13 protein-coding genes are annotated in these 11,984 nt (G+C 63.4%); 2 read left to right on the plus strand and 11 right to left on the minus strand.

Annotation, left to right across the window (positions count from 1 at the left end; translation table 11 throughout):
* Positions 1 to 30 precede the first annotated feature (30 nt).
* Together X730_RS153500 and X730_RS153495 are read right to left on the minus strand one after the other, a co-directional pair.
* A complete protein-coding gene (locus X730_RS153500; protein WP_023826156.1) occupies positions 31 to 1,098 on the minus strand; it encodes an aldo/keto reductase in 1,068 nt (355 codons plus the stop codon).
* 118 nt (positions 1,099 to 1,216) lie between these two features.
* On the minus strand, positions 1,217 to 1,759 hold the full coding sequence (locus X730_RS153495; protein WP_023731182.1) for a hypothetical protein: 543 nt from the start codon (positions 1,757 to 1,759) through the stop codon (positions 1,217 to 1,219).
* Positions 1,760 to 2,088: 329 nt separating this feature from the next.
* Between X730_RS153495 and X730_RS1000000166120 the strand changes: the two genes are divergently transcribed.
* Complete coding sequence (locus tag X730_RS1000000166120) at positions 2,089 to 2,253, plus strand: hypothetical protein (protein WP_023690170.1); 165 nt, start codon at positions 2,089 to 2,091, stop codon at positions 2,251 to 2,253.
* A gap of 75 nt (positions 2,254 to 2,328) precedes the next feature.
* Here X730_RS1000000166120 and X730_RS153490 read toward each other — a convergent pair whose 3' ends face one another.
* Entirely contained in the window at positions 2,329 to 2,835 is a 507-nt protein-coding gene (locus X730_RS153490) for a DUF1993 family protein (protein WP_023669071.1), read from the minus strand.
* A gap of 125 nt (positions 2,836 to 2,960) precedes the next feature.
* On the opposite strand from X730_RS153490, the gene X730_RS153485 reads away from it, so the two are divergent.
* Positions 2,961 to 4,019: a DUF1176 domain-containing protein gene (locus X730_RS153485; protein ID WP_023826157.1), complete on the plus strand. Its 1,059-nt coding sequence runs from the start codon at positions 2,961 to 2,963 to the stop codon at positions 4,017 to 4,019.
* 36 nt (positions 4,020 to 4,055) lie between these two features.
* On the opposite strand, the gene X730_RS153480 is transcribed toward X730_RS153485, so the two are convergent.
* From X730_RS153480 to X730_RS153445, 8 genes are all read right to left on the minus strand, one after another.
* Complete coding sequence (locus X730_RS153480; RefSeq protein WP_245261342.1) at positions 4,056 to 5,261, minus strand: epoxide hydrolase family protein; 1,206 nt, start codon at positions 5,259 to 5,261, stop codon at positions 4,056 to 4,058.
* 74 nt (positions 5,262 to 5,335) lie between these two features.
* On the minus strand, positions 5,336 to 6,247 hold the full coding sequence (locus tag X730_RS153475) for an alpha/beta hydrolase (RefSeq protein ID WP_245260151.1): 912 nt from the start codon (positions 6,245 to 6,247) through the stop codon (positions 5,336 to 5,338).
* A gap of 185 nt (positions 6,248 to 6,432) precedes the next feature.
* The gene (locus tag X730_RS153470) at positions 6,433 to 8,043 is read right to left on the minus strand and encodes a molybdopterin-binding/glycosyltransferase family 2 protein (RefSeq protein ID WP_023826158.1); all 1,611 of its coding nucleotides are present in this window, start codon (positions 8,041 to 8,043) and stop codon (positions 6,433 to 6,435) included.
* Positions 8,040 to 8,744, minus strand: a complete 705-nt coding sequence (locus X730_RS153465; RefSeq protein WP_023826159.1) for an XdhC family protein — start codon at positions 8,742 to 8,744, stop codon at positions 8,040 to 8,042. Before X730_RS153465 ends, X730_RS153470 begins: the two co-directional genes overlap by 4 nt.
* 2 nt (positions 8,745 to 8,746) lie before the next feature.
* A complete protein-coding gene (locus X730_RS153460) occupies positions 8,747 to 9,085 on the minus strand; it encodes an XdhC family protein (protein ID WP_023736527.1) in 339 nt (112 codons plus the stop codon).
* A gap of 59 nt (positions 9,086 to 9,144) precedes the next feature.
* Positions 9,145 to 10,410, minus strand: a complete 1,266-nt coding sequence (locus tag X730_RS153455) for a VWA domain-containing protein (protein ID WP_023826160.1) — start codon at positions 10,408 to 10,410, stop codon at positions 9,145 to 9,147.
* Positions 10,411 to 10,414: 4 nt separating this feature from the next.
* Positions 10,415 to 11,344, minus strand: a complete 930-nt coding sequence (locus tag X730_RS153450) for a MoxR family ATPase (protein ID WP_023700847.1) — start codon at positions 11,342 to 11,344, stop codon at positions 10,415 to 10,417.
* Complete coding sequence (locus X730_RS153445; RefSeq protein ID WP_023711481.1) at positions 11,341 to 11,868, minus strand: flavin reductase; 528 nt, start codon at positions 11,866 to 11,868, stop codon at positions 11,341 to 11,343. Before X730_RS153445 ends, X730_RS153450 begins: the two co-directional genes overlap by 4 nt.
* Between the last annotated feature and the right edge of the window lie 116 nt (positions 11,869 to 11,984).

The raw sequence follows: 11,984 nt of genomic DNA on the forward strand, positions 1-11,984 counted from the left end.
TTGCTCGGTAATTCCGGCCAAACGGCCTGCTTATGGGCACGGATTGCCGACGCGCTGGTGGATCGCATCCACCCCCTTCTGCATCTCCTCGGTCCAGGTCACGTCGGCTGAGGACAGCGCCATCTCAAGCTGGGCAATCGTCGTCGCGCCGATGATGCTGGAGGTGACGAACGGCCGGCTGGCGACATAGGCGTTGGCAAACAGCGCAGGTTCAAGGCCGAAGGAGCGCGCCAGTTCGTTGTATGCGAGCTGCGCTTCCGCGGCATTCGGCGTCTCGTAGCGCTGGCCGCGGTTGAAGAGCTGCGAGCGCGAACCCTGCGGCCGTGCGCCATGGTCGTATTTGCCGGTGAGATAGCCCTGCGCCAGCGGCGAATAGGCGAGAAAGCCGACATCCTCGCGTTCGCAGGCCTCGGCGAGGTTCACCTCGAACGTGCGGTTGACCAGATTGTAGGCGTTCTGCAGCGAAACGACGCGCGGGCCGACGCCCTTGTCGGCCTCGGCAATGAAGCGCATGACGCCCCAGGAGCTTTCGTTCGACAGGCCGAGATGGCGGATCTTTCCTGCCTTCACCAGTTCATCGAAGACAGCCAGCGTCTCGGCGATCGGCGTCTCGCCGGGCGGCGCGCCAACGGCATCGGCACGGCGCGGCACAGCACCCACGCGGGTCGGGTTGGCGCCCCAGGGGATGTCGCGCTCCGGCCAATGGATCTGATAGAGATCGAGATAGTCGGTGCCGAGCTTGGCCAGCGATTTGTCGATGGCGTCAAAGATGTCGGCGCGCACCAGCTTCGACGGGCGGCCGCCACGAAACCAGCTGTTGGCGGTGCGGCCGACCACTTTCGAGGCCAGGATGACCTTGTCGCGGTTGCCCTTGGCCTTCATCCAGCTGCCGATGAACTTCTCCGTCCGCCCCTGCGTTTCCTCTTTGGGCGGGATCGGGTAGAGCTCGGCGGTGTCGATGAAATTCACGCCGCGCTCAAAAGCCAGATCCATCTGCGCGTGGCCATCGGCTTCGGTGTTCTGCTCGCCCCAGGTCATCGACCCCAGGCAGATCTGGGTAACAAGAAGATCGGTCCGACCGAGACGGCGTTTGTGCATGGAATTTCTCCGGCGGGAATGCTGGGCGCGACAGCGCGGGAAGGAAGTCGCATCTATAGGGAAAGCGGCGCCGCTCTCCAACCCTCAGCGGACCGACTTTTGCGTGAAGGAGGAAAAGTTAGCGCCTTGCGCCGGCCAGCGCGCGCCGCTTGGCCTCGTCGATCAGCATGTTGGCCACCTGCATGCGGATCATGGCGCGCTGGCGCAGATGCGGCGCGACGCGGTCGGGGTGGTTGGCGAAGGCGAAGCTGCGGCGCATGCGGCCGAGATCGGCGTTCTTGACTGGATGATCGAGGCCGAGCTCGACGGCGATCGCGTCAGGGTCGATCGGCGGCAGCTTTTCCTCGGGCTTTGCCTCCTCGCCGGCCAGCGCCAGCTTGGCATGATCGAGAAGGGCGGCAAATTCTGCGGCCAGATCGGCTCCCGCCTCGCGGTATTCGGCGGCGAATGTTTCGCCCGAGACCTTGATGCGGCCGGAATGAAGCTCGTCGGCCACGGAGAGATAGTCGAACGGGATCGACGGCCGCGCGCCGGTCTCCTCGCCCGCCTCGTCCTTGTCGGAGGCAACGAACAGATCGTCGAGCAAGGAAGCGAAATCCCGCTTGGCGCCGATGTCAGCCTCCCCCTCGTTTAAGCGTGCGAACAGAGCCGGTCGCAGCATAGAACCGGCTCGTTAAAAATGAATGCCGCTGATCTTAACCAGTTTAGGCGTTTGCGAGGCTTGCGCGGGCCCGGTTGGCGATGTGCAAGACCCAACAAAAAGCCGGACTGCATTTGCATGCAGTCCGGAAATTCGCCAGGAGTGGCGAGGAAAAGCCGGCCATGTGCCAGCGTCTATGCATACGGTGGGGATGCGCCACAAGTTTCAGCGCACGCGGCAATTGTGCCGAAAAAATTCGCTTGGCATGGCTGCCATGCAAATGCTGCACTGCACAATCTTCACAATTTTCCTATATTCGGCGCCGTGGAGGATCAACAAGGGGCCGAATCATGGGGTTCTTCACTGAAATGTTTGCCCGTCCGCGTCCGCAGGAGCATCAGCGTTATCGTTCCGCCCTGGCACTGCTGCACTCGATGAGCAATGCCGACCGCGCCGACATCGGCGTCAAGCCGGCCGATTTCCCACGCATCGCGCGCGAAATGTCACTGCGTTGAGTAAGCCTTGGCGCTGAACCAGCGTCATACGAAGTTTCCCGGCAGCGGCCGGGAAACCTCGCAACGCGCAATTCGTCAACGATTACCGAGATAGGCGCCCTTGGTCAGCGGCACGCCATTGTGGCGCAGGATGTCGTAGGCGGTGGTCACGTGGAAATAGAAGTTGGGCATGGCGACATGCAGCAGATACTGCATGCCGGGCATCGAGGCTTCGCGCTGGCCAAACTTCAGTTCGACCACCCTTTCATCCGAACCATCGAATTCGGCGGCCGAGAATGACGCCAGCAGATCGAGCGTCTTGGTCAGGCGCGCCTGAAGCTCGGCGAAGGTCGCTTCATTGTCTTCGTATTTCGGCACCTCGCGACGGGCCAGCCGTGATGGCGCGCCCTTGGCGTGGTCGGTGGCGACCTGCACCTGCCTGACCAGCGCGTACATGTCGGGCGCCAACCTCGCGGTCAAAAACACCTGCGGGTCGATCTTGCGCTCGGTTGCATTCTGTTCGGCCGCCGACAGCACGCCGGACAGCGCCTTCAGCCTGGCCGAAAACACCGGCACCGAGGCTTCATACATCGATAGTGTCACGTTCAAATCTCCATTGCGGCTGAAGCGCCGACGGCGGGACGTAGCGCCTTCCCGGAGGATTTTTCAAGCGTCACCACGTCGCCGCAATCTCTATGATAGACTCCTTTCGTGGTGGAGATTCTCCGATGAGACGCGTCTTTCTGGCAGCGGCCGCCTTTTGCTCCCTTGCCGCATCCGGCCAGGCTGTGTTCGCCGACGATGACCCGGCAGCCGATGACCAAGCCCCTTACGTCGATGACAGGTCGGACGCCGCAGCCGTCATCCGCTCGCTCTACAGCGCCATCAACCGGCACGAATTCGCCCGCGCCTGGGCTTACTACGGCGATACCAAGCCGGCAAAGGATTTTGATACCTTCGTCAAGGGCTATGACGGCACCGACAAGGTCGACGTCGAAACCGGCGCCATTTCCGATGAAGGTGCGGCCGGCAGCATCTATTACAGCGTTCCGGTCGCCATCCGCGCCACCGACAAGGACGGCAAGGAAGCAGTTTTCGCCGGCTGCTACACGCTGCGCCAGGTCAGCGCTCAGATCCAGGCCCCGCCGTTCCGACCGATCTTTATCGACAAGGGCGCGCTGAAGCCATCCAAGGCCGATTTCGAGGGGGCGCTGCCGCCAAGCTGTGGTGACGGGCCGCCGCCGCCGAAGAAGGACACCGCACTCGAGCACGTGAAGAAACTGTTCGCCGCTGATTATGGCGATCAGTGTGACAAGCAATTTCTCGGCGAGGAGCCGAACATCTTTTCGATCAAATACAAGGCAAAGGACGCGGCTGCCAGCGATCCCGACAAGGAAACGCGGCTTTTCGAGTTCTACTGCCAAGCGGCAGCCTATAACGCAAGTTCGGTCTACTACATGACCGACGAAGTATCGGGCGTGCGGCAGTTGCAGTTCACCGAGCCCGAAATGGATATCCGTTACGAGAACAATGACAGCGACGGCAAACTGCTGGGCATGGATATCATCGGCTTCCGCACAACCGGCTGGGCGGCCAATTCCGAATATGACGAAGAAGCCAAGACGCTGACCACGTTCAACAAATGGCGCGGCATCGGCGACGCCTCGGACAAGGGGATATACCTGTTCCGTAACGGCGATTTCTCCCTCGTCCAATATGATGTGGACGCGTCTTACGATGGCGAGGAGAACCCGCGGACGGTGGTCGACTACAACACCGCGCCGTAGGGGTCTTAGCAGGAACCGCCGCGCTCAAGCAGTCCTTCACATTCGCCTTCTCGTTTCAGGCCGGGAACGCATCGGCCGGAAGAAGGCGCGAATGTCTTCGACCAGAAGACTCGGTTCCTCCAGCGCAGCGAAATGGCCGCCTCGCGGCATCGATGTCCATCGCTGAACGTCAAAGACCCGCGCCACCCAGGATCGAGGCGGCATCGGCAACTCGCGAGGGAAAAGCGCTACCCCAAATGGCGGCGAAACGCGTTCCAGCGTCTCGAACGCAAGAGGGAACAGTCGATTCTCCTTGTAGAGCCGCAAGGACGAGGTGAGCGCGTTGCTGAACCAATAGAGCGAAACATCCGTAAGGAGCGTGTCCATGCCGAAGGTGCGCTCCACGTCACCGTCGCAATCGCTCCAGCTACGGAACTTCTCGATCATCCAGGCTGCGAGACCGATCGGCGAGTCTGTCAGAGCATAAGCAAGCGTCTGAGGCTTCGTGCCCTGCAGATGGGCATAGGCGCCCTCCGTTGCCGTCCAGGCCTCGGCGTTGTCCAGAAAGGCCTGCTCCTCAACGGTGACGGGTGGCAGACCTGCACCCAAGGGTGGCCGATAGCTCCCGGGAATGTAATTGACGTGGACGCCAAGCACGCTTTCGGAATGGAGCCGTGCCATCCAGGCGGAAACGCCCGCCCCGATGTCGCCTCCTTGGGAAGCGAAGCGGTCGTAGCCGAGCCCCCGCATCAACTGTACCCATAACTCCGCGATGCGGCCGGAATGGAAGCCTGGTTCCGTCGGCGCCTGGGAAAAGCCGTATCCGGGCAAGGAGGGAACTACCACGTGGAAAGCGTCGGCCGGGTCACCACCATGGGCAGCTGGGTCTGCCAGCAATGGAATGACGTGTTCCATTTCGATGAACGAGCCGGGCCAGCCATGCGTTATGATCAGCGGCAGCGGCGCCGGTCCGTTGCCTGGCTGGTGGACAAAGTGGACATCTAGGTTGTTCAGCCTCGTCAGATATTGCGGCAGCCGGTTCAGCCGCGCCTCTTGCACTCTCCAGTCGAAGCGGTCTCGCCAGTAATCCGCAAGGCGCTTGATGAACGGCAGGTCGGCCCCATCACTCCAGCCCGCTTCGCTTAGCGGAATTGGCCATCGTGTTGCGCTAAGCCGGCGCTGGAGATCTTCAAGTTGTTCGTTCGGAATTTGGATCTTGAAGGGGTGAGCGTCCATCGCTGTGCTTCCGATCTGTTGGATCATATCAGCCTACCCCAGTAAGGATATCGGCCGAACCATGATCGCCAAAACCAACGGGCACCTCTGGGCCATATGCCTCAGGGCGCTTTTGACAGCATCCAGTTCAACGTTTGGCGCCAGTCCACCATGCGGATCGGCGTGCCGTGGGTGCCCGTTTCAAAACGGACGAACCGGGTCGGATAGGCTTTCGAGTTCGCAATGATGGAGCGGAAGAAGGCTTCCTGTTTCTCCACGGGAAAGACCGGGTCCTTGCTGCCCTGGCCGAAAAACACCGGCACGTGACGCCTGTAAGCCGGGCTCGAAAGGAAGCTGTCATCCCATAGCGAGCCGAGCAGCAGCAGCCCGCTGATGCGCCGTCCGGTATCGTCGCGGCCGGCAAGTTTCCAGCACAGCGCACCACCCATCGAGCCGCAGGCGACGAAAATCTTCGCGTCCGGCGAGGCCTCGGCATAGTGGCCGATCAGGGCTGCGATCTGCGCCGCGCCCTTGTCGCCGAAATCGGTGAAATCGGGTGAGAGATAAAGGCCGCCATTGCCGGCCATCAGGTTCTTGATGCGGTTGAAATTGCCGCCGAAGGTGAAGTCGTCGACACCCTGCTTGCGGCTGCCGCCCTGCCCGTGCAGGTAAAGCACGATGATGCCGGCGCCATCGGTCTTGCCGACAGCGACATGCCTGACATCGCCGGCATCGGTTTTCAGCATCAAATCCTGCTGCACCTTGCGCACGCCGGTGTCGGTATACTGCGCATGCACGCGCTTTTCCGGCACTTCGTCGCGGTCGTTGATGTCGCGCATCTCGCGATAGTCGATGACGGTGTAGGCGCCTTTGTCCGTGGACGAGAGCGTCGCCGGATAGGCGAAGAGGTCATCCTTGTAGGGTTTTAGTTCGAGCGCGTCGGCGTGGGCGGCAGAGAACAGGAAAAAGAGCGAAATCAGAAGGCTATGGAGCGCGGCCGCCCCCCTCTGGGCTGCCGGCCATCTCCCCCTCAAGGGGGGAGATTGGATATCACGCCGCCTTCCGCCAATCTTCAAAGCTGCAGGATAGACGCCGCCATCGAGGCTGCTGATCTCCCCCCTTGAGGGGGAGATGGCCGGCAGGCCAGAGAGGAGTAGAAGCGCTGAGGCAAGTAAAGAGAGAGCCATGCTAAAGGCATGCGTTTTTCGGCTTCGCTTTGTCAATCCTGCAGCACGCCGCCGGCGTCTTCCAGCGCCTCGCGGGTGTCGACATCGATCGACGCGCCGTCGCCGATCTCGACGTCGATGACATCCAGTCCCTCGGCCTCGACCAGATGGCGGGCGCCGGTGTCGCCCTCGAGGTGAGCGATGCCTCCAAACAGCGCGCGTGGCAGCAGCACCGGATTGCCGCGGCGGCCGTCATGGGCGGCACGCACCACTGAGCGGCCGCCGTCCCTACGGAAGGCCTCGATCAACCGGTCGAGATCGGCCGATGAGATACCCGGCATGTCGCCGAGGACGATCATGGCGCCGGCCGCCTCGGCTCCAACGCGGGCAATGCCGGCTTTTAGAGACGAGGACAGGCCGTCGGCAAAATCCGGATTGTCGGCGAAGATCACGTCGAGGCCGGTCAAGGCTTGGTGCACCCGCTCACGCTGGTGGCCGGTGACGACAACGGTGCTGGTTGCCTTCGAGGCCAGTGCGCGCTCGACTGTCCGGCGCACCAGCGGTTTGCCGTCGAACAGCGCCAGAAGCTTGTTCGGCCCGCCCATGCGGCTGGAGCGACCGGCGGCCAGAAGCACGATCTCGACCTTCAGCCCGGCTCTCGCCGGCAGCGGCTCGCGCGGCTGCGGCCGGGTCGGGATTTCCATCAAGAGGCCGCCAACGCCCATGCCGGCGATGTCCTTGGCGGTGACGTCGAGGCCGGCGATCAGCCTGTCGAGCACCCAATCGAAACCGTTCTCCTTGGGGCTGCGGGCGCAACCGGGCGCGCCGATGACGCGCTTGCCGTCGAGCGTGCCCAGCACCAGCAGATTGCCGGGATCGACGGGCATGCCCGCGCGGATCACCGTGCCACCTGCTGCCTCGATCGCCGCCGGAACGACATCGTTGAAATCGCTCATCGCCGAGGCGCCGAAGATCACCACCATGTCGTTGTCGCGCGCCAGCGCGGCCGCTGCCTCGGCTACAGGCGCGATCTCGTGCGGCGTGCGGCGCTCCGTCGTCAGCCGGCCGCCGGAGCGTGCCAGCCGGGCCTCGGTGACGCGCAGCGTCTTGTCGAGCACGCTGGCCTTGATGCCGGGCAGCATCGTCTGAATGACGCCGATGCGCACCGGCTGATAAGCGTTGACGGCGAAGATCTCGCCACCGGCGCAGATTTTCACCACCTTGTCGACCAAAGCTGAGGCTACGGCGAAGGGGATGATCTTGACCGTCGCCACCATTTGCCCCGTCTCGACCGGCGCGTGCTGCGCCAGCGTGGCGATGGTGATGGTCGGGTCGACCGCATTGATGGCGTCGATCATGGCGGCATCGACGGTGAAGAGACCGGCGGCCTTGGCATGGAGGTTGACGCGGCCGGTCGCGGCCGGTTTTGCCTCGATGTTGCGGTGGGCCATGCTGGCAGCAATCTTTTCGGCCGCCGCGTCCTCGCTGAGGTCATCGGCGGCAAGCACCGCCACGACGATCTCGGTAATGCCGGCCGCCTTCAGCACCGCCACGTCCTGCGTGCTCAGCCTGTGCGCCTTGCGGAAACGCCGCTCGCCCGCCGTCGTGGCATGCGCCAGCACCGCGCCTTGCGCCTGATCGATCGGGATCGGCCCGAACTTCATGCCGCCGCGCCTTTGGCTTCGAGACCGCGCGAGCGAAAGGCGTGGATCGTCTGCGCCAGGATGGCGACGGCGATCTCGGCCGGGCTCGCCGCGCCAATGTCGATACCGATCGGTGCGTGGATGCGGGCGATCTGGTCGGCGCTGGCGCCGAGCGCCAGCAGGCGCTCGACGCGCCTGGCGTGTGTTTTGCGGCTGCCGAGTGCGCCGACATAGAAACAGTTGGCGTCGAGCGCGGCCTTCAGTGCGAAATCGTCGATCTTCGGATCATGGGTGACGGCGGCGAGCGCCGTATAGCTGTCGAGCGGCTGGCGTTTCAGCACATCCTCCGGCCATTCGGCATGCAGGGCTACATCGGGAAAACGGTCCGGGGTGGCGAAGGCGGTGCGCGGATCGACGATCTCCAGGGGATAGCCGGCGATCCTGGCCATCGGCGCCAGCGCCTGACTGATATGGACGGCGCCGACTACCACCAGGCGCGGCTGCGGCAAATGCGCGTTGAGGAAGAAGGTGCGCCCTTCAGCCTCGACCGAGCCGGAATTGCCGGTGCGAAATGCCTTGGCGATCGCTTGCCCGAGTTCCCCGGCAACCTGGTCGCCTTCGCGCACGATGCGGTCGCGGCCATCGCCGAGGTCGGTGACCAGGATCGCGGCGCGGCGCGCGCGACGTTCGGCATTCAGGGTTTTAAGAGCGTAAGGATCCATGCCTAACCAAGCCGCTCCACATAGACCTTGATGCGGCCGCCGCAGGACAGCCCAACCTGCCAGGCGGTTTCGTCGGCAACGCCGAATTCCAGCATCTTCGCTTTCCCCGAGTCGATGACGTCCATCGCCTCGCTCACCACGGCACCCTCGACGCAGCCGCCCGAGACCGAGCCGTGAAAATTGCCTTCGGCGTCAATGACCAGATGACTGCCGGCCGGCCTCGGCGCCGAACCCCAGGTCTCGACCACAGTGGCGACGGCGACATCCTTGCCGTCCTTCATCCAGCCTTCCGCGATGATCAAGGGGTCGCGGGCCTCATCGAGATAGATGCTGTTGTCCATGATCGCTTGCCTCAAAGTCTGTTTTTCTCTGGGAGCCTGTTTTTCGGAATCCAATATGGCTATGCGGCGCGCCTGACACCAGCGTCCAGCCAGCGACGCGGATCGACCGAAGCGGCCGATTTCTTGTGCAGCGAGGCGCAGAGGTCGGCCAGCGCATCGAGATTGTGTACCGAGCGGAACTCGTCGACATGAGGCAGCATCGCTCTGACGCCGCGGGCCCGCGCCTCGAAGCCGCCAAAGCGCAGAAGCGGGTTGAGCCAGATCAGCCGCCGGCAGGATTTGTGCAGGCGATCCATCTCCTCCGACAGGCCGGCGACATCGTCGCGCTCCAGCCCGTCGGTGATCAGCAGCACCACCGCGCCCTGCCCGAGCACGCGGCGTGACCAGTGCTTGTTGAACTCCGCCAGCGTATCGCCGATGCGGGTGCCGCCCGACCAGTCCTTCACCGCCGCCGAGCAGTCGGCAAGGGCGGCATCGGGGTCGCGATGGCGCATCTGCCGCGTGAGATTGGTCAGTCGCGTGCCGAAGACGAAGGTGTGCACGCGCCGCCGTTTTTCGGTCAGCGCATGCAGAAAGTGCAGGAAGATGCGCGTGTACTGGCTCATCGAACCGGAGATATCGGCGAGAACCACCAGCGGCGGATGCACTTCGCGGGCTGAGCGGAAATTCGGCAGGATCAGTTCGCCGCCGGTACGCGCGGCCGAGCGCATCATGGCGCGTGGATCGATACGGCGGCCATGCAGGTCTGCCTTGAAGCGTCGGGTACGGACCATGTCGAACGGCAGCCGCAGCCGGGCAATCGCCTTCTTGGCGTCTGCCATCTCGTCGGCATTCATCTGGGCAAAGTCCTTGCCGCGCAGCACTTCATTCCCGGAGAAGGTTAGCCGGGCGTCGACTTCGATCTCCGGGATTTCCCTGACCGGCCGATTCTTCTCGTGGCCTTCGAACATGGCCTGGCTGACGCGGTTTTCTGCCGCGCGCGGCTTTTGCTTCTCCCTGGTGTCGGGCGCCACAGGCGAGAACATCGCCAGAAGTTTCTCGATCAGCTCGCGCGATTTCCAGAACAGCCGGAAGGCTTCGTCGAAAACAGGGTGATCCTCGTGCCGCGACACCAGCACGGCATGCAGCGTCCAGTAGAAATCGTCGCGCGAACCGATGCCGGCTGCCAGCACCGCCTCGATCCCATCCTTGACCGAAGCCGGCCCGACCCGCAGGCCGGATTTGCGCAAGGTGCGGGCGAAATAGACGATGTTGTCGGCGATGCGCCCGTCTTCCGTCGCCTCTCTGGGGTCGGTCTCTTTGGGGTAAGCACCCGGCGCCTTCACTGCCCTACTCCGCCGCCGCCAGTTCGGCCTTGACCTCATCGAGGATACGCCGGCCCTCGCCCGCGCCGATGCGGGCAATGTCGTCCTGGTATTTCAGCAAAACGCCGATCGTGTCGGAGACGGTTTCGGGATCGAGCGCCACCTTGTCGAGTTCGGTCAGCGCGCCGGCCCAGTCGATGGTCTCGGCAACGCCCGGCGCCTTGAACAGCTCGACCCGGCGCAGCTTCTGGATGAACGACACCACTTCCGCGGAAAGCCGGCTGTTGGCCTGCGGCACCTTGCGGCGCACGATCTCCAGCTCGCGCTCGGCATTGGGATAGTCGACCCAGTGATAGAGGCAGCGCCGCTTCAGCGCGTCGTGGATTTCGCGCGTGCGGTTGGTGGTGATGATGACGATCGGCGGTTCCTCCGCCTTGATCGTGCCGAGCTCGGGCACCGTCACCTGGAAATCGGACAGGATTTCGAGCAGGAATGCTTCGAAAGCCTCGTCGGTGCGGTCGAGCTCATCGATCAGGAACACCGGGGCCGCACCCGCCTTGCCGGTCAGCGCATCGAGCACCGGGCGGCGGATCAGGTATTTTTCGGAAAAGACATTCCGCTCCATGTCGGAGCGGTCGACCGAGCCTGCCGCCTCCTCCATGCGGATCTCTATCATCTGCGCGGCGTAATTCCACTCATAGACAGCGGACGAGACGTCGAGCCCTTCATAGCATTGCAGGCGGATCAGCCGGCGGCCGAGTGCCTGCGCCAGCACCTTGGCGATCTCGGTCTTGCCGACGCCGGCCTCCCCTTCAAGGAACAGCGGCCGCTGCATGCGCAGGGACAGGAACAGCACCGTTGCCAGCGAGCGGTCCGCGACGTAGTCCGCGCCGGTCAGGAGATCGAGCGTTTCGTCGATCGTCCGCGGCGCGGGGCGCGGTTTCAGCTCGGTCATTCTTTCTCCGTTGCCGCCTCTGCTCCGCTCTGCAGCACGTGGTAGTCGCGGGCGTGGTAGATCAGCGGCCGCAAATTATCGCCCATGCGCAGGCCTGTCACCTTGCCAAAAAGCACACGATGGGTGGCGAGATCCTTGGTGTCCATCAATTCGCAGTCAAAAACCGCAAGAGCGCCCTTCAGGGTAGGCGCGCCGGTCGATATGACGTCCCACTCGCCAAGCGCGAAACGCTCATCGGCAGACAGCCCGGTCAGGCCTGAAAACGCCACCGATAGGGGCTGCTGGTGCGAAGCCAGCGTGTTCAGCGCAAACCGGCGGTTTTGCACGAAGAGCTCGTTCTTGGCATTCTCGCGGTTGAGACAGACGAGAACCGTCGGCGGCGTGTCCGACACCGAACAGGCCGCAATCACCGTCGTGCCGCGTTTGCCGGCGGGCCCGTCGGTGGTCACCACATGGACGTGGCCGGCAAAATGCGCCATCGCGTCGCGATAGGCCTGAGGCCCTATGTCGTTCAACTTCAACACCGATGATTTTCCATAAGCGGGAATCCAAGCGTTATATATGGCGGCACACAATAGGCCACAAGCGAAGTGGTTGACGCCAATCCGCAAATTCCCGTGTTGCGCCTGGGGCGGGCAGC

Source organism: Mesorhizobium sp. L103C131B0 (genome assembly GCF_000502275.1).
In the GTDB taxonomy this organism is placed as follows: domain Bacteria; phylum Pseudomonadota; class Alphaproteobacteria; order Rhizobiales; family Rhizobiaceae; genus Mesorhizobium.

Bases quoted from the DNA above. Each gene is read 5' to 3' on its own strand.
- X730_RS153500 (WP_023826156.1), bottom strand. From the start codon at position 1,098: ATGCACAAACGCCGTCTCGGTCGGACCGATCTTCTTGTTACCCAGATC.
- X730_RS153495 (WP_023731182.1), bottom strand. From the start codon at position 1,759: ATGCTGCGACCGGCTCTGTTCGCACGCTTAAACGAGGGGGAGGCTGAC.
- X730_RS1000000166120 (WP_023690170.1), top strand. From the start codon at position 2,089: ATGGGGTTCTTCACTGAAATGTTTGCCCGTCCGCGTCCGCAGGAGCAT.
- X730_RS153485 (WP_023826157.1), top strand. From the start codon at position 2,961: ATGAGACGCGTCTTTCTGGCAGCGGCCGCCTTTTGCTCCCTTGCCGCA.
- X730_RS153480 (WP_245261342.1), bottom strand. From the start codon at position 5,261: ATGATCCAACAGATCGGAAGCACAGCGATGGACGCTCACCCCTTCAAG.
- X730_RS153470 (WP_023826158.1), bottom strand. From the start codon at position 8,043: ATGAAGTTCGGGCCGATCCCGATCGATCAGGCGCAAGGCGCGGTGCTG.
- X730_RS153465 (WP_023826159.1), bottom strand. From the start codon at position 8,744: ATGGATCCTTACGCTCTTAAAACCCTGAATGCCGAACGTCGCGCGCGC.
- X730_RS153460 (WP_023736527.1), bottom strand. From the start codon at position 9,085: ATGGACAACAGCATCTATCTCGATGAGGCCCGCGACCCCTTGATCATC.
- X730_RS153450 (WP_023700847.1), bottom strand. From the start codon at position 11,344: ATGACCGAGCTGAAACCGCGCCCCGCGCCGCGGACGATCGACGAAACG.